At 49.0% G+C, this 25,889-nt stretch carries 24 protein-coding genes and 1 pseudogene; 13 read left to right on the top strand and 12 right to left on the bottom strand.

The window, feature by feature from the left end; translation table 11 throughout:
- Window positions 1-176: 176 nt before the first annotated feature.
- Together IYN85_RS01120 and IYN85_RS01115 are read right to left on the bottom strand one after the other, a co-directional pair.
- The gene (locus tag IYN85_RS01120; RefSeq protein WP_196157020.1) at window positions 177-968 is read right to left on the bottom strand and encodes a methyltransferase domain-containing protein; all 792 of its coding nucleotides are present in this window, start codon (window positions 966-968) and stop codon (window positions 177-179) included.
- A gap of 72 nt (window positions 969-1,040) precedes the next feature.
- Entirely contained in the window at window positions 1,041-1,394 is a 354-nt protein-coding gene (locus IYN85_RS01115; RefSeq protein ID WP_196157019.1) for a GNAT family N-acetyltransferase, read from the bottom strand.
- Between the two features lie 112 nt (window positions 1,395-1,506).
- Between IYN85_RS01115 and hisB the strand changes: the two genes are divergently transcribed.
- The 3 genes from hisB (at window position 1,507) to hisF (ending at window position 3,626) form a co-directional block, all read left to right on the top strand.
- Complete coding sequence (hisB, locus tag IYN85_RS01110; protein WP_196157018.1) at window positions 1,507-2,097, top strand: imidazoleglycerol-phosphate dehydratase HisB; 591 nt, start codon at window positions 1,507-1,509, stop codon at window positions 2,095-2,097.
- A 55-nt stretch (window positions 2,098-2,152) separates the two neighbouring features.
- Window positions 2,153-2,803, top strand: coding sequence for an imidazole glycerol phosphate synthase subunit HisH (gene hisH, locus IYN85_RS01105; RefSeq protein ID WP_370592131.1), 651 nt, complete (start codon window positions 2,153-2,155; stop codon window positions 2,801-2,803).
- A gap of 64 nt (window positions 2,804-2,867) precedes the next feature.
- A complete protein-coding gene (gene hisF, locus IYN85_RS01100) occupies window positions 2,868-3,626 on the top strand; it encodes an imidazole glycerol phosphate synthase subunit HisF (RefSeq protein ID WP_196157017.1) in 759 nt (252 codons plus the stop codon).
- Window positions 3,627-3,708: 82 nt separating this feature from the next.
- On the opposite strand, the gene IYN85_RS01095 is transcribed toward hisF, so the two are convergent.
- Complete coding sequence (locus IYN85_RS01095; protein WP_196157016.1) at window positions 3,709-4,611, bottom strand: ThiF family adenylyltransferase; 903 nt, start codon at window positions 4,609-4,611, stop codon at window positions 3,709-3,711.
- Window positions 4,589-5,248: a hypothetical protein gene (locus IYN85_RS01090; RefSeq protein WP_196157015.1), complete on the bottom strand. Its 660-nt coding sequence runs from the start codon at window positions 5,246-5,248 to the stop codon at window positions 4,589-4,591. Before IYN85_RS01090 ends, IYN85_RS01095 begins: the two co-directional genes overlap by 23 nt.
- A 401-nt stretch (window positions 5,249-5,649) precedes the next feature.
- Between IYN85_RS01090 and pfkA the strand changes: the two genes are divergently transcribed.
- From pfkA to pflA, 5 genes and pseudogenes are all read left to right on the top strand, one after another.
- Window positions 5,650-6,612, top strand: coding sequence for a 6-phosphofructokinase (pfkA, locus tag IYN85_RS01085; RefSeq protein ID WP_196157014.1), 963 nt, complete (start codon window positions 5,650-5,652; stop codon window positions 6,610-6,612).
- 638 nt (window positions 6,613-7,250) lie between these two features.
- Entirely contained in the window at window positions 7,251-9,518 is a 2,268-nt protein-coding gene (gene pflB / locus IYN85_RS01080; RefSeq protein ID WP_196157013.1) for a formate C-acetyltransferase, read from the top strand.
- Window positions 9,519-9,679: 161 nt separating this feature from the next.
- Window positions 9,680-11,350 (top strand): annotated as a pseudogene (locus tag IYN85_RS01075) (diguanylate cyclase domain-containing protein); the annotation flags it as partial.
- Window positions 11,345-12,109: a putative bifunctional diguanylate cyclase/phosphodiesterase gene (locus IYN85_RS26295; protein WP_370592173.1), complete on the top strand. Its 765-nt coding sequence runs from the start codon at window positions 11,345-11,347 to the stop codon at window positions 12,107-12,109. The pseudogene IYN85_RS01075 and the gene IYN85_RS26295, both read left to right, overlap by 6 nt.
- Window positions 12,110-12,225: 116 nt before the next feature.
- Window positions 12,226-13,011, top strand: a complete 786-nt coding sequence (pflA, locus tag IYN85_RS01070; protein ID WP_230390410.1) for a pyruvate formate-lyase-activating protein — start codon at window positions 12,226-12,228, stop codon at window positions 13,009-13,011.
- Here pflA and IYN85_RS01065 read toward each other — a convergent pair.
- On the bottom strand, window positions 13,001-13,333 hold the full coding sequence (locus IYN85_RS01065; protein WP_196157011.1) for a hypothetical protein: 333 nt from the start codon (window positions 13,331-13,333) through the stop codon (window positions 13,001-13,003). The genes pflA and IYN85_RS01065 overlap by 11 nt on opposite strands.
- Before the next feature lie 187 nt (window positions 13,334-13,520).
- On the opposite strand from IYN85_RS01065, the gene IYN85_RS01060 reads away from it, so the two are divergent.
- The 4 genes from IYN85_RS01060 (at window position 13,521) to IYN85_RS01045 (ending at window position 17,445) form a co-directional block, all read left to right on the top strand.
- Window positions 13,521-14,906: a sodium-dependent transporter gene (locus IYN85_RS01060; RefSeq protein WP_196157010.1), complete on the top strand. Its 1,386-nt coding sequence runs from the start codon at window positions 13,521-13,523 to the stop codon at window positions 14,904-14,906.
- Between the two features lie 63 nt (window positions 14,907-14,969).
- The gene (locus IYN85_RS01055) at window positions 14,970-15,755 is read left to right on the top strand and encodes a phosphatase (RefSeq protein WP_196157009.1); all 786 of its coding nucleotides are present in this window, start codon (window positions 14,970-14,972) and stop codon (window positions 15,753-15,755) included.
- A gap of 112 nt (window positions 15,756-15,867) precedes the next feature.
- A complete protein-coding gene (locus tag IYN85_RS01050; protein ID WP_196157008.1) occupies window positions 15,868-16,146 on the top strand; it encodes a hypothetical protein in 279 nt (92 codons plus the stop codon).
- 99 nt (window positions 16,147-16,245) lie between these two features.
- Entirely contained in the window at window positions 16,246-17,445 is a 1,200-nt protein-coding gene (locus IYN85_RS01045) for a DUF418 domain-containing protein (protein WP_196157007.1), read from the top strand.
- A 21-nt stretch (window positions 17,446-17,466) separates the two neighbouring features.
- Here IYN85_RS01045 and IYN85_RS01040 read toward each other — a convergent pair whose 3' ends face one another.
- From IYN85_RS01040 to IYN85_RS01020, 5 genes are all read right to left on the bottom strand, one after another.
- Entirely contained in the window at window positions 17,467-18,630 is a 1,164-nt protein-coding gene (locus tag IYN85_RS01040) for a hypothetical protein (protein WP_196157006.1), read from the bottom strand.
- Window positions 18,631-18,748: 118 nt separating this feature from the next.
- A complete protein-coding gene (locus IYN85_RS01035) occupies window positions 18,749-19,663 on the bottom strand; it encodes a 3'(2'),5'-bisphosphate nucleotidase CysQ (protein WP_196157005.1) in 915 nt (304 codons plus the stop codon).
- Window positions 19,656-20,651 (bottom strand): phosphotransferase, encoded by a 996-nt coding sequence (locus IYN85_RS01030; RefSeq protein ID WP_196157004.1) that lies wholly within the window; start codon window positions 20,649-20,651, stop codon window positions 19,656-19,658. The genes IYN85_RS01035 and IYN85_RS01030 overlap by 8 nt, the downstream gene beginning before the upstream one ends.
- A gap of 65 nt (window positions 20,652-20,716) precedes the next feature.
- Window positions 20,717-21,223, bottom strand: coding sequence for a GNAT family N-acetyltransferase (locus IYN85_RS01025; protein ID WP_196157003.1), 507 nt, complete (start codon window positions 21,221-21,223; stop codon window positions 20,717-20,719).
- A 111-nt stretch (window positions 21,224-21,334) separates the two neighbouring features.
- Window positions 21,335-22,177, bottom strand: coding sequence for a fructosamine kinase family protein (locus tag IYN85_RS01020; RefSeq protein ID WP_196157002.1), 843 nt, complete (start codon window positions 22,175-22,177; stop codon window positions 21,335-21,337).
- 158 nt (window positions 22,178-22,335) lie between these two features.
- Between IYN85_RS01020 and IYN85_RS01015 the strand changes: the two genes are divergently transcribed.
- Window positions 22,336-23,943, top strand: coding sequence for an ABC-F family ATPase (locus tag IYN85_RS01015; protein ID WP_196157001.1), 1,608 nt, complete (start codon window positions 22,336-22,338; stop codon window positions 23,941-23,943).
- A gap of 89 nt (window positions 23,944-24,032) precedes the next feature.
- On the opposite strand, the gene IYN85_RS01010 is transcribed toward IYN85_RS01015, so the two are convergent.
- Both IYN85_RS01010 and IYN85_RS01005 read right to left on the bottom strand, forming a co-directional pair.
- On the bottom strand, window positions 24,033-25,052 hold the full coding sequence (locus IYN85_RS01010) for an FAD-dependent oxidoreductase (RefSeq protein WP_196157000.1): 1,020 nt from the start codon (window positions 25,050-25,052) through the stop codon (window positions 24,033-24,035).
- Window positions 25,043-25,846, bottom strand: coding sequence for an SDR family NAD(P)-dependent oxidoreductase (locus IYN85_RS01005; RefSeq protein ID WP_196156999.1), 804 nt, complete (start codon window positions 25,844-25,846; stop codon window positions 25,043-25,045). The genes IYN85_RS01010 and IYN85_RS01005 overlap by 10 nt, the downstream gene beginning before the upstream one ends.
- Window positions 25,847-25,889: the final 43 nt, after the last annotated feature.

Genomic DNA, 25,889 nt, shown 5'->3' with positions numbered 1-25,889 from the left:
ATTAACACTAGACGCACAAAGAAGGTGCCAAAAAACAACCTAGAGCACTAAAATATTGCATCATATAGGAAAAGCGCACCAAGTTAGCGCCTCATGTCATCAGGTTGCTCATTTATTTTTGGAGAAGCTTGAGGCGCAACGCTAAGCGCTGCGCTCCGTTGAAGGGTGTTCTTCGACTACACTTTATAAGCTACAAAAAAACCGGAATGAGGTGTCAGGCGAATATACCCTTTGCTGTTCATGGTTTGCTCAAGCGCTTCTGTCACTAGGGCCATGTTGTCACATACCCACTCAGACAATGCGCCTTTCATGGTTTTCTTAAGATAGGAAATAACCGGTTCTATAGAGTTTACGTGCAGATTATTGTCGTATTCGAACTGATCAAGACGGGCAAAGTGTTTAAATAGCTGCTTGGCGCCATTATCTAGACCGAACTTTCCGGCCCAAGCTTCCGCCCCCCAAGGTAGATCATCACTAAACTGACGCAAAGTACTGACTAATTCGTGCAGATGATCTTCGCCAATGGTGGAACAGACCAACATACCGCCCGGTTTTAATATACGGGCAATCGACGCTAAAACTGACGAGACATCCTGAGCGTAATAGAGGTTATGGTTCGCGATAACAATATCATAACTGGCGTCAGCGAAAGGCAGGTTGTTGAAGTCGGTAGGTAAGTATTCAATGCTATTGGCCATGTCGGACAGTGGCGCCAGCGTTTCACGAGCAGCTGCCAGCACATCATCGGCAATATCGGTTAGGGTCAGGTCGCAATTCGGCCACCTAGGCATCAGATCACGCCAGATCGCACCATTGCCGCATCCCAGTTCTAGCACCCTCTTGCCTTCACAGGCGGGTACCATGCCGGCAATCCATTGAAAAAAGGTTTGTTTGCCCGTCGAAAAATCGTATAACCGCACCCGAGTTTGAATTTCATCTTCAATCAAGACTTCAGACGATTGTTTCACGTTTCTGCCTCTTATCTGCGTTTCAAATTTTAAAAAGCTTTAGTGCTTATTATTCACAATAAAGCAAACTTGTTATTGTTGTGTCTCATCAAAAAGGACTTTAAACAACCCCTGCGGCGACACCAACTTTAACGAGTACGCGCCGTATTGTTGAATCACCAGGGTCAACATTCGGTGCCCCACACCACGACCTCGAGTCGCACCGTGTACCGCAATAGCCTCTATATCGCTGCCTTTGACTAAGGTAAAACCAACGACTCGTTCGTTGAACACCCCCAACCAGAGATCAAATTTATCTGGCGTAGCATGCCACTGACCAAGCACAGAATGAAGCTCATGTTGTGCAGGCAAGTCTTTAATTATTCGCAACATCGTTGCGTGGTTGCGGTCATTCTGGCCAAATGCTCGCGTAACGGTAATGGGCACTGATATTATCCGTGGGTGGTTTGGCGCTCAGCATACTTATATAATCCGGATCGGCAAGCGTCTAAAAGCAAGACTTGCCACCCATATTCGATAAATCAGCTGAGAGAACCTTATGAGTCGCCAGGCGTCGGTAGAACGCAACACCAATGAAACGAAAATCAAGGTTGCCGTTAATTTAGATGGCACCGGCAAAGCCAATCTGAACTCATCGATCCCATTTCTGGATCATATGCTGGATCAGATCGCGCGTCACGGCCTGATCGACTTGGATATTCATTGTGATGGGGACAACCACATTGACGATCACCACAGTGCAGAAGACGTAGGAATCACACTGGGGCAGGCATTCGCGAAAGCCGTGGGCGACAAGAAAGGCATTACCCGCTATGGCCACAGTTACGTGCCGCTAGATGAAGCACTGTCCAGAGTGGTTATCGATTTTTCGGGTCGACCTGGCTTGGAATTCAACTGTGAATTCACCCGCGCCAGTATTGGCCAGTTCGACGTGGATTTGTTTTTTGAATTCTTCCAGGGCTTCGTCAATCACGCACTGGTGACGTTGCACATCGATAACCTGAAAGGCCGAAATGCACATCATCAGGCAGAAACCATCTTTAAAGCCTTTGGCCGCGCCTTGCGTATGGCCCTTACACTCGATGAACGTCAGGGTTCGGTGATACCGTCCACCAAAGGCGTTTTGTAACGTTCTGATACGTTGCTGACTTACCAGCAACGTTCCATCTGCATTGGAGTGCACCGTGAGCAAACAATTACTCACTATAATCGACTACGGCATGGGCAATTTGCATTCTGTGGCAAAAGCCTTTGAACACGTTGCCGACAACTTCGCGGTTGAGGTCACAGACGACCGTGATCGTATCGCGCAAGCCGATCATGTCGTATTACCAGGTGTTGGAGCCATTCGCGACTGTATGGCCGAAATCCGCCGTCAGGGAGTAGATCAAGTGGTCGCTGAAAACCTGGACTCGGGGAAGCCCTTTTTGGGCATCTGTGTCGGTATGCAGGCCTTGATGCGACATAGCGATGAAAACGACGGCATTGACTGCCTGAATCATTTTCCCGGTCAAGTGCATCAATTTCCAAAGAATTTAACAGACAGCCGCGGCCTGCCTATGAAAGTGCCACATATGGGTTGGAATCATGTTCATCAGACCGTAGAGCATCCGCTTTGGCACCAGATTGAATCCGGTAGTCGATTCTATTTTGTACACAGTTACTACGCAGAAATGCATCCAGACTATACGGCCGGACGTTGCGAATACGGTACCGAGTTTTCCGCGATAATTTACCGGGACAATATTTTTGCCACTCAGTTTCATCCGGAGAAAAGCCACACTGCGGGTCTGCAATTACTGAGAAACTTTACCCAGTGGAACGGCAAACGGTAATTCAACCGCCTGTCGCCAACTCATCAAAACATTGAGCCGACCTGGCTCAATACAGGAGACAATTATGGCATTGGCCAAGCGCATTATCCCGTGTCTGGATGTCGATCAGGGTCGGGTCGTCAAAGGCGTAAATTTTGTCAATATTCGCGACGCTGGGGATCCGGTTGAGGTTGCCAAGCGTTACAACGAGCAAGGTGCGGATGAAATTACCATGCTCGACATTACCGCAACTCACGAAGGTCGTGGCACCATGATTGACACGGTAAAAGCGATCGCTGGTCAGGTATTTATTCCGTTGACGGTCGGTGGTGGGATACGCACGGTTGACGATATCCGTACTATGTTGAACGCTGGTGCCGACAAGGTATCTATCAACTCCGCGGCTATTTTTAATCCTGATTTCGTGAAAGAAGCGTCCGCTCGCTTTGGAGCACAATGTATCGTTGTCGCCATTGACGCCAAACGGGTTGACGATCACTGGGAGATATTTACACACGGTGGTCGTAAGCCGACGGGCATTAACGCTGTCGAATGGGCTCAAAAAATGGAAGCTAATGGCGCTGGGGAAATTCTGTTAACCAGCATGGACCGGGATGGCGTAAAAACCGGTTTCGACTTGGCTCTGACCCGAGCTGTGGCAGACGCGGTCACTATTCCGGTGATTGCCAGCGGAGGTGTCGGCGAATTAGAACACTTGGCCGAAGGTGTGAATCAAGGTCACGCAGACGCGGTATTGGCCGCCAGTATTTTTCATTTCGGCGAGTTTACGATCCAGCAAGCGAAAGAACATATGGCCAGCCGCCAAATTGAAATGCGGCTTTGAGTGAGTTCACCAAATCAAAGGCGCCAGCCAAAGGCGCCTAACCCGGCTTACCAAAGATGCCGACAAGACTTGCATCCACCCATTACCCTAGTGACAGCTGCGACAATCCAGACCATAAACCATTTTGCTTAAATGCCTGCTTGGTTTTACGGATTTTGTATTTCTGAATGGGATGCCGATTACCACCAATCAGATAGCTTTTCACCCAACGTTGTCGAAAGACATCAAATTGTCGATACCAGGGTGCTGGCAATGAATCTCCGCGCTGCAACAACAGGCGAACCACTTCTCCGCCGATCATCGCGGCGGCAATCTGGGTACCCAAAATTGAACTTGGCCCGGACTGACTTTCCGAATCAATAAAGGAAAGATCCATATAAGGTCGTTGCAGCGCTCTTGGGGCTAGCCCAACAAGAAATTTAACCAACTGGTCTGCCGAGCCTTCGCTGTCCCTGAAATCAAAAAAATCATCAAAACTCATGCCCTGATCGGGGAGGTAAACCTGCAGAGTTGCAGAAAAACCTAGTGGTGCCGCGGTCATCGCAGGAACGCCCTCCAGTTGCGCCGCCTGAAATAAAGCTCGGCGAGCATTCAGTACAAAAAAATCAATGCCATCCAACACCACATCAGCACCGGAGACAAACTCATCCGCATTCGACGCCGTTACCGGCTGCTCAAAGATGTCGACCTCCGCGTCAGGGTTGATTGATAATATCCGCGCTTTAGTCGCAGCCGCTTTGTTTTGCCCCACACTGAAGGTCGTCGCACCCAACTGACGGTTGAAGTTTGCAATATCAAAGGTGTCTGGATCGCATAGCCTGAAGCGCCCGATACCAAGCCGGGTCAGCGTTTCCGCAACCGTACTGCCGATGCCACCACAGCCAGGAATGACAGCAAGGCTCCGCGCTAACTGGCGTTGCTCTTCGTGAGATATCAGACCGCGATTCCGGGCGAACGCACTGTCAGCTGACCAGGTCTGCTTCATAAAGGGCTCCATCGTGCATGTATCTTGGATCGGGCGGGTTATCACTTGCTTGGCACAACATGAGGTTGACGGGCAAACTGTGATGACCATCGAACGAAATCGACTTTGAGGCAACTACACGGCCATTAAACAGCCGATGATAGTATTTTTCGAGCCGTTGGTTGTAGTAAATGACAAACGCATCGGCGTCGTTTAGGCAAACCAATTGCTTGAACAGGGTGAAGGTGCGTTGACGCAAAATAGCACCCTGATACAAAGGCGACATAGAAAAGCGCCAACCGTTAATCAGTCGGTGCTTACGCCGTAAAAAGCTCAATTCTGAGTCGAAGTGACGCGATACTGGCATACCATGATCACCATCCAACGTTACGGAGAACGTCCCTGCCAAACGACCGCTGCTGTGCTGAATCACCACGACACGGGTATGGTTAATAAAATCATAGTCAGGATCTTTGGCGGCATTCATCGCGTCGGACGGCAAAACATCACCATTGGCAGCGAGGTTTCCGGCGACCAATTGCCAAATGGTCTGCATACGGTATTTCTGTTGCTGCGGATCGATTAACTGATAGTGAAACTCAGGTTGTCGGGTTTGCTCAAAACGACTGGTACTGCTCTCTAAGCTGGAAACCGTCACGTCAAAATCTACCTACAAATTAATGGTATTGATAGCGTAGACAGTAAATTTGACAACATTGGTTAATTATTCGCCAAAATATCGACCTGTTCACATTTCAATCAACAGACCTGCAATTTTTTCGATACAGATCACATTCTGCATGTTCGATTCGTCAGCGGTGTCACGAGTGAAATCGTCTGTCTAGGCTGCGTTCAATATCGCCCTTTCGTAACAAATTTTCATACTTCTTCTATTCCAGCCTGTTAAAACCACGAATTGGGCACTAAAATGGCCATCGATAAGAAATTTAACGTAGCATTCTGTAACTTCCTTACAATATGCTAATCCAGATCAAATGGAACATTGCTTTGAAATTCTAAAATTAAGGCAATTCACTTATTAAGAGAGGCGATCCAGAAATGATTAAAAAGATCGGTGTCCTGACCAGCGGTGGTGATGCTCCGGGCATGAATGCCGCAGTCCGTGCGGTGGTACGTACAGCGCTTTCCAAAAAAATCGAAGTATATGGCATTTACGACGGTTATTTGGGTCTGCATAGAGACCGTATTAAAAAACTGGAACGGCACCATGTATCCGACATGATCAACCGCGGCGGTACTTTCTTAGGCTCTGCTCGTTTTCCTGAGTTCAAAGAAGAGTCAATCCGTCAGGAAGCCATCGCCAACCTGCGCAAACATGAAATTGAAGCCCTGGTCGTCGTCGGTGGTGACGGTTCTTACATGGGTGCAAAAAAACTAACCGAAATGGGATTCCCCTGCATCGGCCTGCCTGGCACCATCGATAATGACATTGCTGGAACGGACTATACCATCGGCTTCCATACCGCATTGAACACGGTTCTGGACGCCATCGACCGTTTGCGAGACACCAGCTCGTCACATAACCGCATTTCAGTGGTTGAAATCATGGGCCGCCACTGTGGAGACCTGACAATGATGGCGGCCCTCGGTGGTGGTGCAGAGTACGCAATTGTGCCGGAAAAAGGCTTCAACCTGGAAGAATTGGTGCAAACCCTGGGCACTGATGTCGAAAAAGGTAAGAAACATGCCATTATCGCCATCACCGAACATGTGACCAATGTGACAGAACTGGCTAAACGCATTGAAGAGCGAACTGGATTGGAAACGCGCGCCACTATTCTGGGCCATACTCAGCGTGGCGGTTCTCCATGTGCTTTTGACCGCGTCATGGCCAGCGAAATGGGCGCCTTTGCGGTGGAATTATTGGAAAAAGGGGAAGGCGGACGCTGTGTCGGCATACAGAGTAACAAACTGGTACACCATGATATTATCGACGCCATTGAAAACATGTCCCGACCTTTCAATCAGACGATTTATAACCTGACCAAAACGTTGGCGTAAATCATTCCCAATATCAATTGACCTCAAAGAGAGAAATTGCATAATGCGGTTCTCTCTTTCTTTTTGCCTCTCGCCAAAATTTTTGTGTTTTTTTGTTGGAATTCATCCACAAAATTCAAAATTTCCACTACTTTTTATTGGCGTAATTTCGCTGTTTTTTAGAGTTCGCCAACAGCATCAAATTCGAAAAGTTGAGTGTAAAAAAACAACAAGAAAATACCCCAAAGGGAGTTTTTTGTTGATGCACATCAAGAGTCAGGTCAGTTAGACCTCGATAATACATCCATACAGAATTTGCAGAGCGTGTTGAACTCGTTTTGGACACTGCAAATCAGCGACAAGGTTGAACATGAGTTACGTCGAGCGCTGGTTAAATTGTTGATACAAATCAAAGTGCCCAAAGCAAATTAAGGTAGTCTGGTATCACTCTCTCCGGTATGGGTAAAACCATTAGCCACCGGTTTTCGGGGGGAAGCGATATCACAGGTTGTGTTGGCCTTATCGTCTTGTGTCGAATCTCCAGTCGTTCTCAAGACATCGCTTACTCCCGACCCTTTTTTACTACCTTTCTATAAATCTTCAACCGCTGAAACAGTCTTCATTTTTAATATTTTAGTAATCTAGCGGAGCATAACTTTATGTATAAAGAAAAAGCAGGCGATAGCATCAACGCACAAGCCAATCCATGGGAAGGATTTGTCCCAGGCGTGTGGAACGAAGCCATCGACGTTCGTGATTTCATCCAAAAAAACTATACACCTTTCGAAGGTGATTCTTCATTCCTGGCTGGCGCAACGACCCGTACAAAAGATGTCTGGGCACAAGTTCTAGAACTCATGAAAGAAGAGCAACGTCTGCAAGGTCCATTGGATTTTGACACCGACTTGCCAAGCACTATTACCTCACACAAACCCGGTTACATTGACAAAAACCTGGAGCGCGTTGTCGGCTTGCAAACGGACGCGCCGCTAAAGCGTGGCATGATTCCCAATGGCGGTATTCGTATGGTAGAAGCTTCTTGCGAAGCTTATGGCCGCACGTTAGACCCAACCGTCAACGAAATTTTCTCCAAGTATCGAAAAACACACAACGCAGGTGTTTTTGATGGCTACACACCGGACATGTTGAAGTGCCGTAAGGCCGGTGTTGTCACTGGCTTACCCGATGCTTACGGTCGTGGCCGTATTATTGGTGACTACCGTCGTGTTGCGCTGTATGGAACAGACCGGCTGATTGCCGATAAGAAAGCGCAGAAAACATCATTAGACAACGAGAACATGAGCGAACATGTTATTCGTTTGCGCGAAGAACTGTCTGAACAAATCCGCGCGCTGCAGGAAATGACAGAGATGGCCGAGAGCTACGGCTTCGACATTTCCAAGCCAGCACAAAACGCTCACGAAGCGGTGCAGTGGACTTACTTTGCCTACCTGGCAGCCATCAAGAGCCAGAACGGTGCTGCCATGAGTTTTGGACGAGTCTCAACGTTCCTCGACATCTATATCGAACGTGATATCGCCGCTGGTGCATTAACAGAAGAACTGGCGCAGGAATTGATTGATGATCTCGTCATCAAGCTGCGTATGGTTCGCTTCCTAAGAACCCCTGATTACGACGCACTGTTCTCTGGTGATCCAACTTGGGTAACTGAGTCGATCGGTGGTATGGGTGAAGATGGCCGCGCTCTGGTCACCAAAAACAGCTTCCGTATGCTGAACACACTGTACACACTTGGTGCTGCTCCGGAGCCAAACCTGACCGTACTCTGGTCAGAAAAAATGCCAAAAGGCTTCAAGGATTTCTGCTCTAAGGTCTCGATCGACACCAGTTCTATCCAGTACGAAAACGATGATCTGATGATCGGCAAGTTTGGTGACGACTACGGCATTGCCTGCTGTGTATCTGCGATGCGCATCGGTAAACAAATGCAGTTCTTCGGTGCTCGCTGTAACCTGGCGAAGACCATGCTTTATGGCATCAACGGAGGAATGGACGAAAAAATCGGTTTACAGGTCGGTCCGAAGAAAGACGTTCTGGCCGATGAATACCTGGACTTCGATACCGTTTGGGCACGCTTTGACGAGTACATGCAGTGGGTTTCACGCGTCTATGTGAACACGTTGAATGTCATTCACTTCATGCACGACAAATATTCATACGAAGCCTCACAAATGGCTCTGCACGACCGTGACGTATTGCGCACCATGGCTTGCGGTATCGCTGGCTTGTCAGTTGTGGCCGACTCACTGAGTGCCATTAAGTACGCAAAAGTGAAGACCATTCGCAACGAAGACGGCTACGTGGTCGACTTTGCGACCGAAGGTGAATATCCGAAATTTGGCAACAACGATGATCGTGTTGACGAAATAGCCCAGAAAATCGTCACCCGCTTCATGGATCTGGTTCGTCAGACTCCAACTTACCGCGATGCGATACCAACGCAATCTATTCTCACCATCACCAGTAATGTGGTTTATGGTAAGAAAACCGGTAACACACCAGACGGCCGTAAAGCGGGCGAACCGTTCGCACCGGGTGCGAACCCTATGCATGGCCGCGATGAAAAAGGCGCATTGGCATCGTTATTAAGTGTGGCGAAGCTGCCCTACGAAGATGCTGAAGACGGCATTTCCTACACCATGTCGCTGGTACCGGATTCCTTAGGTAAAAACGAAGATGGTAAGGTGAATAACCTGACCGGTATGCTGGACGGCTACTTCGGTTCATCCGGTCATCACATTAACGTCAACGTGTTGAATCGGGATATGTTGAAGGATGCAATGGAACACCCTGAAAACTACCCACAGTTGACGATCCGTGTGTCTGGTTACGCCGTTAACTTCGTGAAATTAACCCGCGAACAACAACTGGATGTGATCAACCGAACTTTCCACAGTCAGGTCTGATCCTCAGCTAAACCAAGAAGGGTGCCGATGGCACCCTTTTTTTATGGATATTCTCAAGGGCATCTTGGGCGCCCATATATGCCCTGAAGGCAGAATCCGACAGTCGCACCAGAAATAATTCAGCTATGCTTGATAGGCGTTTTTACTAACTTGCACTCTTTATGCCGAATAGTCTGTTCAATCAACGCCTACGCGCCCTACAAGTCCACCGGCACGGTCTGGCGTTTGCTCTGTGCCTATTACTGGGCGTTCTGGGAATAAATCTGGACCGCACCCTACAGCGCGCTTCGTTCAACAACACCGCCGAAACTATGCAAGCACAACTTTCCGTCATAACCTCGAAAACCAGCGAGGCAGTTAAATCCATAGCCAAACCACCACGCCAGGCTCACGATTACCTGACGGACATTTATTCCGTCATCCCGACGGAACACCTTACCGATATTTATCTGATTAATGACGATGGCACGGTGTACTCCGAACAAAAGGGAAATCAACATCAGCAGTATCTAATGACCAATGATGACACCGACTATGCCGCTGAGCCAATCCTCGTCAATAGTGAAGACTTCTGGCGATACCACTTCCTGTTGGCTGAGCGACATTCGACTCAGCTTTGGCAAAGTCCATTTACAGACCGTCTGTGGTTACTGACCATACCAGTCAGCGATTCGGCCACAAACATCAGTAACCTAATCGCGATTGAGCTGAATCCGTTTGCATTTAACGCCGTCCAACAGGGTGTTGTGTCGGCATTTCAGTTTGCCCGCCAACCCTCACAGTCACTGACGGATAAACCGGCGTTAAAAAAACCGCCACTAACCTACGCGTTAACAGACCGATTAACCATCTATGGACGCTGGCATTTTCCAGTTTATGCGCTATCTCTGCCTATTGCCGGTTTATTGGTGCTTTTGCTGATTTATCTGATTAGCCGACTGTTATCGCTACTTCTGAAACAGCAAAGACCGGGAATTTTTACCGATATTTTGTGCGAAGAGCTAAACATCATGCTGTTCGAAACCGATGCACTGTCCATCGTGCAATGGGTTAAGGGGCAGTTGCCAGAGGAAGTTACCTCCTTGCAGTTGCAAGTCGGCCAGTCCATTAAAGAATCACTGTCCAGCCACCCTCGCTACCTGACCTATTGGCAACATTCCTTGTCTGGCGAGAAACTGACCTATGAGATCGACGATGGTCAACATTGCTTGCGAGTACATCAGTGGCCTTTACTGAATTCGCATCAGCTTGTCGTCGGTTTAGGAGTCATGATTCAGGACATCTCTGAACAGCGCAGTTTGGAGTTTCAACTACAACATCAACAATTCCACGACCAGCTGACCGGGTTACCCAATCGGCAACTTTTCATGGAGCAATTGACCCATGAACTGCATCGGACCAAGCGAAGACAGGAGAGTTCAGCCGTTATTGCAGTGGAAATCAGCGGCATTGGGCATATCAACAAACAGTTTGGGCACAAAATCAGTGACAGTCTGCTCAAACTCGTCAGTCAGAATCTGGCTGCAACGTTGCGTTCTGAAGACCGTATGTGTCGGTTTAGCAACGATGAATTTCTGGTCAGTTTCAATGACTATCAACATACGGAAGAACTGCAACTGGTTGCCGAGCGTTTAATTAAACACGCCAGCGCTGACTACCAGATCGATGGATACACGTTGAACCTCAATGCCAATATCGGTATCGCAACCTTTCCGCGGGACGCGTTGGATGCCGGCAGTCTGATCAGCAACGCTATTACCGCGATGCGCCATGCCCGTCAAACTGGCCGCAATACACTGGATTACTTCTCGGCGGACAATGCCCGGCTGGCTCATGAAAAATGGCAACTGGAACAGGACATTACCAAAGCCCTCAATGCCCACGATTTCACGCTGCATTTTCAACCCATTTTTGATCTGAAATCGAATCGTTGCATCGCAGCCGAGGCGTTAATCCGGTGGCCGGGTACCGACTTACGACCAGATCAGTTTATTCCACTGGCCGAAGAAACCGGTTTGATTCACACCATAGGCATCTGGGTTCTGGAAGCGGCCATCAGGCAGTTTTTTGAATGGAAACAAGCCGGCGGGGCAATTGATTACATCTCAATCAATCTATCCGTCATCCAACTGAAAGATAAAAACTTTTTTGACAACCTAGATGCCATTTTAAGTCGATTTCCTATTGAAACCGGACAGGTGGTATTGGAAATTACCGAATCCGTCATGATGAACAGTGATGCCAGTACTGTCAAAAAGTTAAACGGTCTGCGCGAGCGTGGATTTAGTCTGGCGATAGACGACTTCGGCACCGGTTTTTCATCGCTGAACTATCTGAAACACCTACCCATCAATTACCTCAAAGTTGACCGCAGCTTCATCAAAGGGGTGCCTAATAATCCACACGACACGGTCATCTGTGAAGCCATTATCCAAATGTCTCTAGCCATGGAGTTGACCATCATTGCAGAAGGTGTGGAGATGCCACACCAAATGAACTGGCTGGCTTCCAAAGGAGTCCTCTGTGCACAGGGCTATTTCTACGCGCATCCGGTTTCCGCCAAGGACTTTCAACCCTACATTGGTATCTAATCCTCTCGCCGGTCCTTACCTTGCACCGACTTTCAGAACCAAAAACAGCTGACCTGCCGCAATACAGAGAAATGTAATTTTGTTACACTGCGAACCTTGATCATTCAGGCAATCTCATGAGTTCAACAATTCCGACACTAAACATCCCCAAATACCACGCCGACGAAATGCTCGGTCGCGTTCACTCGTTCGAAAGCTTTGGTACTGTTGATGGTCCCGGCACTCGATTCGTGGTGTTTTTGCAGGGTTGTCTGTTTCGTTGTAAATATTGTCACAACCGGGATACCTGGGATTTGGATGGCGGGCAGCTGTATTCGGTCACCGAAGTCGTGGAACAGATACTGCCCTACGCAAAATTCATGGACGCCAGTGGCGGTGGTGTCACCGTGACCGGAGGTGAACCGGTGTTACAGGCCCCTTTCGTTGGTCTGTTGTTCGAAAAGTTACGTCAACACGGTATTCACACCTGTCTGGACACCAATGGCTATGTCGGCGTGTACAGCGATGAAACTAACCTGATGATCGAACAGAGTGATCTGGTTATGTGTGATATCAAACACATCAACGATCACAAACACCATCTACTGGTCGGCGTATCCAATCAACGCACACTGCGATTTGTTCGCCACTTGGCCGATATTGGTAAGAAAACCCGAATCCGCTACGTCGTCGTCCCCGGGTATTCCGATGACCTGGCCGATGTCGACGCGCTGGCACAGTTTTTAGCGCCAATGGAAAACATTGAACATGTCGAACTATTACCGTACCACAACCTCGGTACCCACAAATGGAAAGCCATGAACCTGGAATATCCATTGGAAGGTCTGCAGCCACCGTCCCGAGAAACGATGGATGAGATTCAGGCCACATTAGAATCTTATGGATTGGAAATCATTCGCTAGTCTGGCGTGAAATCAAACCATCCTGCTCCAGAATACAGATGATTACATCGGTCATCATCTGTGCCTTACCCAGCTCCACACCCTGTTCGAATATCCGTTGCGTTGCGACATCGGCGCCTTTTAAATCAATATCATGGTGCTGCGCTGCTGCTTGGTCCAGCGCGGGGAATAACATTTTGAACCGACTCAAACGCTCATCTGCCACGTCAATTTGAATACCGAATCGATCATTCAACTGCTTGATCACAGACAGCAATTGCGGGCTAACCCCCACTGCCTTTGCTTTCGCATCCAGCCAATGAATCACGTTTCTATCGTCCACTCCAATGTTCTCCAGGTTACGATCACATAACCATGGTAACCCAAGTGATGAAGGCTAAGTCTCTGAGCTCGATCAGTTTTTATCAACAAAAACACATTTCTCTGACCGATTAGTCAATGACCTTTGCTGTCGACCACCGTAGAATACCGCCCTCACCCTTCATTCAATTTCGTACTCTGGACGACGCATGACACAGAATTCCAATCAACGTGACGGTTTCTCAGGTCGGCTTGGCATCATTGCCGCTGCCGCCGGCTCAGCCATTGGCTTAGGCAACATTTGGAAATTCCCTTACATTACCGGGGAATATGGCGGAGCCGCCTTTATCCTGGTCTATCTTATTTGCATCGCCTTTATTGGCTTACCCATCATGCTGGCCGAGTTCGTTGTCGGTCGACGCGCACAAAAAAATGCTATTGGCGCTTTTAAGGCCGAAGCGCCAGGAAGTAAATGGTTTCTGACGGGCGCACTGGGCATTATCACCGCCTTTATCCTGTTATCGTTTTACGGTGTAGTGTCCGGTTGGACTCTGCATTACCTTGGGCTTTCAGCCCTAAACTCGCTGGCGGATCAGACGCCGGAACAGCTGGGTAATGTGTTTGGTACGTTCATTGCCGACCCATGGTTACCCGTTTTGTGGCAAGTACTGTTTATGGCCTTGTGCGTTGCAGTCGTGTTGGGCGGTGTTAAAAACGGCATTGAACGTTACTCCAAAATCCTCATGCCTCTACTGCTCGTCATACTTATCGTACTCGCTATTCGCTCTCTGACGCTGCCAGGTGCGGCCAAAGGTATTGAGTTTCTCTTCTCACCTGACTTCAGCAAATTGAACATGGAAGCGGTGCTCGCGGCCATGGGTCATGCGTTCTTCAGTTTGTCATTGGGCATGGGTACCATGATCACCTATGGCTCCTACATCGGGAAACAGGAAAATCTGGGCGTTACTGCGGTTCAGGTTAGTGTCGCAGATACGGTTATCGCGCTGATTGCCGGTCTGGCTATTTTTCCGGCTGTTTTTGCCTTTGGCATTGAACCAAGTTCTGGACCGGGACTGGTCTTCATTACTCTGCCCAATGTGTTTGGTCAAATGCCCTTCGGCACCGGGTTTTCAATGCTGTTTTTTGCGCTGTTAGCGGTTGCGGCGTTGACATCCGCCATTTCAATTCTGGAAGTAATTGTCGCGTATCTCGATGAAGAATTTGGCTGGAAACGAAAAACATCAACACTGGTGGTGGCCGGTATGGTAACCCTGGTCGGAGCGTTGCTGTCACAAGGCAACGGTATATTAAGCTGGCTGAAGTTACCGTTCCTGATTTCCGGCGAAGTCAGCCATATGAATATTTTCGATTGGTTTATCTCTTTGTCGGATCAGTTATTACCCATTGGTGGTTTCTTTATCGCTTTGTTTGTCGGCTGGAAGCTGGACAAAAAAGCGGTTGCGGATGAGCTGTCAAATGACGGCAAACTAACCATTGCCTACCTCGCCGCTTACCGTATTACCCTAAAATTAATTGCACCTGCGGCTATCGCCTTCGTTTTTCTGGCTTCCATATTTGGTTGGTTTTCGCCATAGTGAACCAACCCTTGTGACCTAGAACGGAAAACAACTGCGATACCAGAGTTAAGAAGGCTGAACATGAAAATTTTATGCGATACCCATTCACATACCATTGCCAGTACCCATGCGTACAGCACCGTGCATGATTATTTTCGCGACGCCAAACTTAATGGCCTGCAGTTGTTTTCCATTACCGACCATGCGCCGGAAATGCCAGACGCGCCACACCCGTGGCACTTTGGCAACATGAAAATCATTCCTCGCGTGGTCGACGGTATTGCTATGTTACGCGGCATCGAAGCGAATATTTTGGCTGATCCATACGCTGGAACAGATAAGCGCTACGTGGATCTTCCGGATGGCATGCTGCCGTATCTGGACTACGCCATTGCCAGCTTTCATGAACCGGTCTTACCACCTGGCTCAAAACGAGACAACACGCGCGCCATGATCCGTGCTATGGAAAGTGGCGTCATTCAGATTATTGGCCACCCGGGTAATCCTAATTACCCCGTCGATCAGGATGACATTGTTCGCGCCGCGAAAGACCATAATGTTTTACTGGAAATCAACAACAGTTCGTTCACGCATAGCAGACAGGGTTCCGAACCCTTCTGTACCTCTATGGTTGAAACGGTGATGAAACACGATTGGAAAATCAGTTTGGGCAGCGACGCTCACATCAGTTTTCATGTGGGGATATTCGATGAGGCAATCGCCGTTTTACGCGCTCTGGACTTTCCCGAGCAAAATATTGCCACCAGGACACCCGCGCGTTTTCTCGCGTTTCTGGCGGAACACGGAAAAACCGTTGACCAGGAACTGGCTCCCTGGTTGGCAACAGTGGTGCAAACATCGGCTTAAAGCATTTTAACCCCTGTGATAACCAATGTAACTTCCAACAGGCATTTACACGTTCAGTTTTTATTCAGCCACTCATGCCATAGTGAAGCTACCGCGACACAGGAGGTTAGCTATGCCAAAAGTTGTATCCATACATTCCGCTCGTGCACGGCAGTCCACCACAACCATTGACGACTATCAGAGTGTCGGGCCGTTTCAATCACCCGTACCTAACCTGATTGACCTACTGGTTCCGATGCTAAACAGCATAAAAACATCCCGTCATATCGACGTCGAAGACGATTTAAAGGAATTTCTCGACGTACTTGAACTCGGCCGTCAAGAGATCGATCAGCTTGAAGACATGGCCCGTTTCTTACTGGAGATTAACCGTAATAATCGGGAGCACTGAGTCCGTTTAACGCCGCCCAGTTGGGCGGTCATTTATGCCTTGCATATTAGGATCGCTTCCCGTTGAATACGTGACACATCTCAACGGTCCCCTTAACGCATGCAGGCAAGCCTCCCAACCGATTTATCGCAACGAATCATTAGCCTGGATGTCATCCGGGGCATCGCAGTTCTGGGTATTTTGATGATGAATATCCAATCGTTTTCAATGCCAGATACGGCATACATTAATCCAACCGCATTCGGTGACCTATCTGGCATAAACGGCTGGGTCTGGGGGTTCTCCCACCTGTTTATTGATTCGAAATTTATGTCTATTTTTTCCCTGCTGTTTGGGGTTGGAGTGATGTTGTTTTCTGAGCGCGCAGAAGACAAACACATACCCGCCGCAAAACTCCATAAGCGACGTATGGGTTGGTTACTGTTATTCGGGTTAATCCATGGCCACCTAATCTGGTCTGGCGATGTGCTATTTTCTTACGCTGTCTGCGGGTTCTGGGCGGTCCTGTTTCGCCAACAATCAGTGCGAACACTGTGGACCGTCGGGTTGGTCTTAATAAGCATACCCACAGTCTTTGATCTTCTGTCACAATCCGCGCTGTCGACAATGCCAACAGACGAGCTGCAATATTATTTGCCCGATTGGCAGCCGAATAACGAACAGATCTCCGCCGATATTGCGACTTTCGGCGGGCACTGGCTGGGTCAACTACAACAGCAAAGTCAAGATGCCTTACTCATGGAAACCTATGGCTTTGTCTACTACGTCTTGTGGCGCGTCGGCGGTTTAATGCTTATTGGTATGGCACTATACAAACAGGGCATATTCTCTGCTGCAATCCCGGCACAAACGCTGTTGCGGCTGGGATCTTTTTCGGTACTCACCGGTATTGTCGTTGTTGGTTATGGCTTGTATTTTAATTTTCATCACCAATGGAATATCCGCTATTCACAGTACGCTGGCGTTCAGTTTAATTATATCGGCAGTGTCCTGATGGCCATCGGCTATGTACTTTTGTTTAACGCGATGATTCAGAAAAAACTATTTGTAAAAGCCACCCAACTGTTAGCCAAGACAGGCCGCATGGCATTCACCAATTACATAATGCAATCGCTGCTTTGCACCTTTCTATTCTATGGCTTTGGATTGGGTTGGTATGGCCAGGTTGAACGTTGGCAACAACTGATCATTGTACTGATAATCTGGGCAGTTCAGCTGGCCGTATCGCAATGGTGGCTGGCACGCTATAGCTTTGGACCATTGGAATGGCTATGGCGGCGATTGACCTATTGGCGGTAAATGTCGGCCGCCATGGGTGTATTATCGAAACGTCTGGGTAATGGCATCAAATTCAAATTTATCAATATTCTGCAGTACCCAAGTCTCAAAAGTAAGGTCAGTGGCGGGTTTAGGCAATCGCCGTTTCAGCAAGAATTTTATGTTCACCGGCACTGGACCATTGAAGTCATCGCCGGTGTGAGTCACCAAATAGTGAAGCGCGGCTTTGTCACCTATATCCAACGCCATAACGCTGACATAAAGTTTATCGTCCTCGGTTAACGTCGCGAAGCGGCTCATCAAACCTTGAATGGTTGGTGAAATATCAATTTCATCCATTTCTGACAGCGAACGATAAATACTGAGTTTTTTTGGATGATATTGCATAAACGACAGCAAGTGATCGAAAGTTCGAGCATCACGTAAGGCGATCACATCAAATAACAATTCGTCCAGACCCTCTTCCAGAGTTGATGGTGAAGTCTGCAGAAACACACTAATCAATTGCTCGTCAGTTATGAAGTCCCGCAGACCCAAGAACGTTATCGTTAAATAGTTTCTGATCTCGCCGTCCAGAAAACCTTTAAGCGCATATTCTGTCACTTCTCCGGGGATCAATGATGGATCACCCTGATGCAAAAAGCCGGCAACTTCCGTGCGCATGGCCTGCATCATGAACCAACCGGCAGGCAGTTGATTGTAGGTATCGAGATATCGATAAAAGGCTTCTTTTAATTCAGATTCGGGGTGCAACCTGAAAAGGTCAGCCACCACCGCAGACATCACCATCGGCCGACTTTCTGGATTCACGCGATAATCACTCAAATAACGCACCGCAACTTCGGGGGCAAAACGGAACACTTCGTTCAGTAACGTCGATTCCAATTGTTCAAAATCCATGTGATTGAGGTAAGTTGCATAGAAATCACTGAGATAAATTTCCAGGTCTATTCGAGTTAGCATTCTTAATTCGTCGCCCGTCAAAAACACGAAACCGAGTTCAAGGAGAGGCTCTTCTTCCGTGCTGAGTACAGCCGCAGTCTCCGATTCCAAATCCTCGGTAAACGGCTCAACCACAACAGGGTTCTCTGGTTGATTCGACGTGACAGAGGATGTCTTTTCCAAATGCCGGGTTCGAAACCCAAAAACCAGAACAAAACTAACGACTGCAAGAAAACTCAGTAAAATGAGAATACGTCGACGCATAACCAATCCCTGATTTATTGCAAAGGTTCCATGTGACACAATTCAAAAAAATCGATCACCATGTCACTGCAATTGAGTGAGTAGAATACAAAAGACTAAGCCGAAAAAAGCATCAAATTCAGGTGGAAGCCAGGTTGAATTTACCCCACCATGATAATAAGGCGTTGTGCACTTGCGAATCGCTGCTGAACAACACACCACAACGGTTAAAAAACAACGTGTCTGGCGGGTTCAATCGCAGTGAGCGGCCGGCCATGTCAGTCACGTTCTTGCCAGCTGCGGTAAACAGGCCAACCGTGCTCGCGTAATCCCAGAGACAACCACCGCCGGTTTGTGCCTTGGGCAATTTGAAATACACCGAGTTGGGCGTTCGTAATACAGAACAGGCATTCATAACCGCCCCCTGATCACACACTTGCACCAATTCAGTAGCGCCTTTTAAGTCAGCGATGTGTTGAAGCGCTGCCATGCTGGTGTCGTACAGCGGGTGTTGTGTGAACGATTGATCCATATAGACAGTAAAACCCGAAGAAGCAATCGCTTCCGGTACACACATTTTTTCGCCGTGAATCGCGCGAAAGCAGATATCGCTCGTCGGATGGTAAACGACGCTGATCAACGGAATACCGAGACGACTGATCAACGCGACAGACACGGCAAAACCGCTGCCACCCTGCAAAAAAGCTTGCGTCCCATCCAACGGATCCACGCACCAAAAGGCTTTTTTATGAAAACGTTCGTGGTGGTTAATATCTTGGGTATCCGCGGATTCTTCGGCCAACCAGGCAATGTTCCCGGTTTGCATCGTCGGCAGCAAATGCTCAAAGATCATGGCTTCGCTGCGATGGTCAACCTCGGTAAACAGTTGCGCTGCCAGACTATGTGCTCCCTGTTTTTTCGCAACGCTCAATTGAGCGCGATCAACCGATAGAATGTAGTACCCGGCGGCCCTGGCAGCACGCTCTGCAGTCGCCGCCAGCGACGCAAGGTCACCGCTAAACGGTTCATCGAACTCGGTATCCGCATCAACCATCGGCGGTACCAGCTTGGTTCAATTGCGCCAGCGCTCGCTTCGTCTGTTCATCAGAGTAATCGTTCAGTTTCCAATGCTGGGGGCTCCAGCCCATTAAAAACCGTTGGAAGTCGGCCCAGGCAAAGGCATAGAGGCTGCGCCATTGTGCTTGCAAACGAAGTCGTTGATCCACTGTCAATTGATCCTCAAGTGCACGGTCCAGTACCTGAAAATAGTAATCCAACAATGAATCAGCGTGCTCAAAACAGTCGCGTGCCGATAAACAGCTGCTGAAAAAATAAGCCACATCTTTCATGCCGCAACCTGCGCCAACGTACTGAAAATCAACTGCGGCCACCTCGTCTCCCCGTGCAGAAAAGCAGAAGTTGTCCAATTTCGCGTCGCCATGGATGATGGTTAAAAATTCAGTTTGCGCCAATTGCCTATCCAACTCAGCAGCGCTTTCTTTCAGCGGACCGTCTGCCATCACGTCCCATTCCTGCGGTCGCGTGGTCAAATGCCAGTAGCTGCCCTGCGACCATAAACCATCTGGCTCAACGTTCAGAAAGGTCGCATGAAAATGCGCCAACCATTGCAGGCATATTTTCACTTGCGGCAAGTTGATGTGTTCCGGGCTCGCTGGAAACAATGGCGTTAAATCTTCCAATAACAACTGCAGCCCCGCGTCGTCTTCGCGAACCGCCAGTGCACGCGGGCAACAACAACGCGCAGAGCACCGCTGCGCAAATTGACGGTAGAAATGACTTTCAATCTGATAAGACCGCAGTTTACGCTGATGCGCAAAGTCGGAGGACCAACCTCGGGGGTGCTGTTGTTGTGGTTTAGGAAAACGAATGTCTTTCAGGATGACGCTGTCTTGCGACCCACCTTGCAGATGAAGCCGTAACAATTCGCCATAGCCACCCCACAGGCCTTGTAGGGTTTCAATGTCGTTCACTCTTGAAGCCGCCATGGTTGATAACAACCACTGATGTGTCTGGGAATCCATGATGCATTGAACGTTTGAGTGTCCGCGAATAATAACGAGCCGGTCTACGCTCGTCACTCGTTACGTTAATACTCGTTGTCGTTTGTTTGACTACCGGCCGCTAGCGACTGCCCCTGCCAGCGGAACACACTGAGTCCATTTTGATCGTACTGCCACTCGAAACCACAAACATCGCGATAAAAATGAATGTTACGAGTGATAGAAGTGGGTGTTTCTACCCGCCAGGATTGAGTTGGATAGCAACTCAACAGAAAAGTCCAAACCTGACGGCCAATACCCTGGTTCTGGTGTTTCGCGTCGATGAACAGGTGCCGTAACTCACTATCGCCAAATTCATTCCAGTGAATGACGAATGCGCCGATAGGAATACCGCCCAAACACACTTTAAAACAAAGGTTATCCGGGTCAGTTAAGCTTTGTGACAGCAAGGTCAGGCATTCATCACAATTAAGCGGGGCATGTTCCAGATGCTGAACGGCGTGGTGTTGGTTGGCTCGATAAGCGCGCGACATGGGCAGACTGAGCGATTCAAGGTCGGCCTTGGTTAAACTCAAATACTGCAATCCCTGCATAAACAACTCCGGTGCCTGATCTGGACATTGTGGTGATTGTGAACGAACGGACTCAAACCATAAAACAGTCGTTTTAATTACACAAATGAATATTCAATCCACTTACCCTTGCTAGTCGCGACAGATACGCAATGCCTGCTGCACGTAGGTGCTGCCAAAAAGATTTGCGTGATTCAGTACATGGTAAAGCTGATAGAGATCTTTGCGTTGCACGTAGCCCGGATCCAGCGGCCAGACAGACTCGTACCCCCGATAGAAGCTGGTGGAGAAGCCACCAAACAATTCGGTCATCGCGATATCAGTCTCACGATCGCCAAAGTAACTGGCGGGGTCAAAAAAGATGGGGGATCCATCGGATGCTGCTGCCAGGTTACCAGACCATAAATCCCCATGCAGTAACGACGCAGGCGGTTGATGCCCGTCCAAACAATGCAACAAGCGGCGTAAACCCGGGTGATCCATTGTCAAATGAGGGTGCTGCAACAGGCCAAGTTGCGGCCGTATGCGCTGTTCGGTAAAAAAAGACTGCCAATCAGTCGTCTCGGTGTTTACCTGGCTCGTCGTTCCGATGAAGTTATCATGAGGCCATCCATAATGACGGTTCAGAGCCTGGTGACAACGAGCCAGCGCTTTACCCGCCGCAAAAGCCATTTCAGGCGAAAGTCGGTTCAGCGCTTCGTAACGTAAAATCAGCGCGGAGTAGTCTGCCACCACCGGTACCGCCAAGGGCTCGGGGGTTCGTAACCCGCCTTTACGTTGTAATTCGGTCAATGCATGGCGTTCGGCAACAAACATAGGCAGCAAGTCCGCATCATTGAGTTTCAGAAAGTAGTGGTCATAGTCTGTTTCGCAATGATAGGTATGATTGATGTCACCCCCGGCAACGGGACGTATCGCCAACCCCTCGGTTTCCAGCCCCGCAGCCGCCAACAGGCTCTGTATCACATTATTCATCCGCCCACCCCTCTTTACTTGCGCCGCCGCCGTTATTGCGCAAAAAACAAACAACAGATCTCGACTTTCGACAGCCGGTTCATTATAGTGCGCGCCGCTTTATTCACTTGTCGCCGTCAGTCTCCATTGCTTACTGCCTAACCTGAAGGATCCACTTTTTGATCTCCACCGCTAATATCACCATGCAATTTGGCGCTGAGCCGCTGTTCGAAAATATCTCAGCTAAACTTGGTAATGGCAACCGCTACGGACTCATCGGCGCAAACGGTTGCGGAAAGTCGACCTTCATGAAAATCCTGACAGGCGAACTCACACCAACCTCGGGCAATGTGTCGATCACCCCAGGCCAAACCGTGGGCACTCTGAGCCAGAACCAGTTTGCTTTTGAAGAGTACAGCGTTGTTGACGCGGTTATCATGGGTGACAAGCGCCTGTGGAAGGTAAAACAGGAACGTGACGCCATCTACGCAAACCCGGACATGACCGAAGAAGATGGTATGCGTGTCGCCGAATTGGAAATCGAATTTGCCGAACTTGACGGCTACACGGCAGAAAGCCGGGCTGAAAACCTACTCATCGAAGCTGGAATTGAGGCGCAGTATCACTATGGCTTAATGCAACAGGTCGCGCCCGGTAAAAAGCTCCGTGTACTATTGGTACAGGCATTATTTGCCAACCCAGACATATTGTTGCTGGACGAACCGACCAACAACCTGGACATCCATACCATTGGTTGGCTGGAAGACATGCTCAACCAGCGGAAAAGCACGATGATCATCATCTCGCACGACCGCCACTTTCTGAATGCGGTGTGTACGCACATGGCAGACATCGACTATGGTGAATTGCGTATTTATCCGGGTAACTACGACGCCTTTACGGCCGCGTCGACCTTGATTCAGGAACAGTTACTGAGCGATAACGCCAAGAAGACCGCTGAAATTGAAGATCTGCAAGCGTTCGTCAATCGTTTTTCAGCCAATGCCTCTAAGGCAAAACAGGCGACATCCCGTGCCAAGCGGATGGATAAAATCAAACTGGAAGAAGTTAGGCGGTCCAGCCGCGCGCACCCGAGTATTACGCTAAAACAGGACAAAAAGTTGCACCGTCAAGCACTGATTCTGGAAGATCTGGCGCATGGTTTTGACGAGAGCAATCTGTTCGAAAACGGCAACCTGATATTGGAAGCCGGTGCCAAACTAGCCATCATTGGTGAAAATGGCGCCGGTAAAACAACTTTTTTAAAGTGTTTGCTCAATCAGTACACCGTGCGCAGCGGTGTCGTTAAGTGGGCGGAAAATGCCGTTATAGGTTACTGCCCCCAGGACAGCAGCGAAGATTTTAACAACGAACTGACCATCTTCGATTGGATGGCGCAATGGCGCTTACCGAAACACGATGATCTGATGATTCGTGGCTTGCTGGGTCGCCTGCTGTTTACCGCAGACGACTTCAACAAAAAAGCCAAGGTTTGCTCTGGCGGTGAAAAAAACCGATTGTTGTTTGGCAAGCTTATGATGATGGATTTAAACGTTCTCATTATGGACGAACCAACCAACCATATGGACATGGAATCGATTGAGGCATTGAACAACGCACTGAAAGCCTTTGACGGCACCTTGATCTTCGTCAGTCATGACCGGGAATTTGTATCGTCCCTGGCAAATCGCATTATCGAAATCACCGATAATCAGTTGGTCAGTTTTCAGGGAACTTATGAAGAGTATCTGGACAATCAAAAGCTGAAGCAAAGTCGAGTTGCATAAGGTTGGTTTATTGCCACACAAAAATATTTGCTCTCCTCAATGCCGTCGGCTGAGTAAGTACTTTCTCCACAGTATCTGCTGCGGCTGACTTAATTGGCACGTCGCCTCGGAAACAACTGATCCGCCATATTCCGCCCCAGTTGCTGTACGGCTGTTGTGCGCGGATGGCGGCGCTTAGTGAACTCGGTGAACACCTGCGTTAACGAGGAGGATTCAGCGAGAACGTCTGCTAATGTCCCCGCGTCCTCCAACGCCAAACAGGCTCCCTGTCCACTGGTAGGCAACGGTGCATGCGCGGCATCACCGAGTAACAGTAAGTTCTGGTCGTGCCAAACCGATATCGGGTCTAAATCATACACGGCGATGGTACGCAAAGACGTCTCATCGGTCCCGTTTAAAAAAGATTGGACAGGCCAATGCTGAAATCGATGCCGCAAGTCATTCAACGAAACTACTCGCGAAGCGCCTTCAGGCTGGCACCACGCTGCCGCCCAATAACAGCTATTGTTACGCACAGGTACCACGCCGAATCGCAAGTCGGGTTGCCACGTATCGAGAACTGACTCCATTGTTTCAACGATATTTCGACAAATCCCGATGACATTCACGATACCGGAATAAACCGGGGCATGCACAGGTGCCAGATGTTGCCGACACGCTGAATGCATGCGTCCGTCGCACCCTAAAACCAGATCAGCGGACTGTTGTATTTCGGTCAGCCGCTGTGCATTCACGACCGTACCAAAACGTATGTCGATGCCGCCGCAAGCATCCGCAAGCAACTGCATCAGGTCGGCGCGAAAGATCGACAGTAGCGGGTATGTCGAGCCAGCCGCCAACGCCGAAAAATCCATTTTCGACAGCGGGCGACCCTGCGGCGATTGCCGCAACATGACCGTGGGCTGTCCGGCAACAGCCATCGCAGATAACAGTACACCAAGCCGATCCAGCACCGCACATGCATCCGGCCATAACATGACCCCTGCTCCCAGTGAGCCAATGCTGTTGCGGCGTTCAAACACGGTGACCTGATGACCAGCCTGTTGCAAGAGTGCGGCGCAGGCCAACCCAGCGACGCCAGCCCCGATCACCGCGATGTTTAAGCCCATGTTGAACGCACCTGCTGATGCCACTGAAACAGATCTGAATTGTGACTGCGAGATGGAATCGGTTTAATCTTTCCACCTTGCAGATAGCTGCCGCTGACCTGTTCTGGCGTAAAAGCAATCTGCAATAATTTTGCGGCGGCTGACTCCGGCGAGCGGAACAACGGCCGCAACAACCGAACCCAACCTGGCATCGCCGCCGACAGCGACATTGCACTTTTTGTCGGCCCTGGGTCAATCGTCAATAAGGTTCGTTGACGATGAACATCGCGTTGGCTTTCTTTGTGCATTAACGTCGCCAAAGCTAGTTTGCTGTGGGCATAGGGTCCGGACATTTTTTTAAAATGCACTCGGTGCCATTGCGGATCCCATTGCAGTTTATTCACCATTTGCATGGCACTGGAGCCGAGGTTCACCACCAACGATTGTTTATGTAGCGGCAGTTGTTCAAGCAACTGCAGCGGTGCAAGCGTGTTGATCTGAAAATGTTGTTCAACACCGTGCGCCAATTCGACACTGTTATCCCCGGCGAAGCCTGCGTTGTTGATCAGCATATCAATCGATTCATGGCTTGAATAAACCTGCTGTATGGCGCGGCGAATATCAGCGGGATTGCCAAGATCGACAATCACCTCGTGAAACTCGGCATTGGGTAACTCTGTTTGGACCTGCTGGCGTTGCTGTTCGGTTCTTTCAGCATCGCGGTTCAAAGCGATGACGCGATAGCCGCTATGCAACAACTGTCTTGTTAACGCCTGCCCTATCGCAGAATAACTGGCTGTTATCAGTGCATTCATTAATTTGCTCTCTGTCGGTTAATTTATTATTCATGGATTTATC

Source organism: Reinekea sp. G2M2-21, from assembly GCF_015687175.1.
Lineage (GTDB): Bacteria > Pseudomonadota > Gammaproteobacteria > Pseudomonadales > Natronospirillaceae > Reinekea.
This window is presented reverse-complemented; position numbering and strand designations above follow the sequence as displayed.

What these genes read in the sequence shown, in the direction of transcription:
- IYN85_RS01035 (WP_196157005.1), bottom strand. Translation starts at nt 19,663, where the DNA reads ATGGTTGATGCGGATACCGAGTTCGATGAACCGTTTAGCGGTGACCTT.
- IYN85_RS01055 (WP_196157009.1), top strand. Translation starts at nt 14,970, where the DNA reads ATGAAAATTTTATGCGATACCCATTCACATACCATTGCCAGTACCCAT.
- pfkA (WP_196157014.1), top strand. Translation starts at nt 5,650, where the DNA reads ATGATTAAAAAGATCGGTGTCCTGACCAGCGGTGGTGATGCTCCGGGC.
- IYN85_RS01050 (WP_196157008.1), top strand. Translation starts at nt 15,868, where the DNA reads ATGCCAAAAGTTGTATCCATACATTCCGCTCGTGCACGGCAGTCCACC.
- IYN85_RS01095 (WP_196157016.1), bottom strand. Translation starts at nt 4,611, where the DNA reads ATGAAGCAGACCTGGTCAGCTGACAGTGCGTTCGCCCGGAATCGCGGT.
- IYN85_RS01040 (WP_196157006.1), bottom strand. Translation starts at nt 18,630, where the DNA reads ATGCGTCGACGTATTCTCATTTTACTGAGTTTTCTTGCAGTCGTTAGT.
- IYN85_RS01060 (WP_196157010.1), top strand. Translation starts at nt 13,521, where the DNA reads ATGACACAGAATTCCAATCAACGTGACGGTTTCTCAGGTCGGCTTGGC.
- pflA (WP_230390410.1), top strand. Translation starts at nt 12,226, where the DNA reads ATGAGTTCAACAATTCCGACACTAAACATCCCCAAATACCACGCCGAC.
- pflB (WP_196157013.1), top strand. Translation starts at nt 7,251, where the DNA reads ATGTATAAAGAAAAAGCAGGCGATAGCATCAACGCACAAGCCAATCCA.
- hisB (WP_196157018.1), top strand. Translation starts at nt 1,507, where the DNA reads ATGAGTCGCCAGGCGTCGGTAGAACGCAACACCAATGAAACGAAAATC.
- IYN85_RS01005 (WP_196156999.1), bottom strand. Translation starts at nt 25,846, where the DNA reads ATGAATGCACTGATAACAGCCAGTTATTCTGCGATAGGGCAGGCGTTA.
- IYN85_RS01020 (WP_196157002.1), bottom strand. Translation starts at nt 22,177, where the DNA reads ATGAATAATGTGATACAGAGCCTGTTGGCGGCTGCGGGGCTGGAAACC.
- IYN85_RS01025 (WP_196157003.1), bottom strand. Translation starts at nt 21,223, where the DNA reads ATGCAGGGATTGCAGTATTTGAGTTTAACCAAGGCCGACCTTGAATCG.
- IYN85_RS01010 (WP_196157000.1), bottom strand. Translation starts at nt 25,052, where the DNA reads ATGGGCTTAAACATCGCGGTGATCGGGGCTGGCGTCGCTGGGTTGGCC.
- IYN85_RS01045 (WP_196157007.1), top strand. Translation starts at nt 16,246, where the DNA reads ATGCAGGCAAGCCTCCCAACCGATTTATCGCAACGAATCATTAGCCTG.
- IYN85_RS01030 (WP_196157004.1), bottom strand. Translation starts at nt 20,651, where the DNA reads ATGGATTCCCAGACACATCAGTGGTTGTTATCAACCATGGCGGCTTCA.
- hisF (WP_196157017.1), top strand. Translation starts at nt 2,868, where the DNA reads ATGGCATTGGCCAAGCGCATTATCCCGTGTCTGGATGTCGATCAGGGT.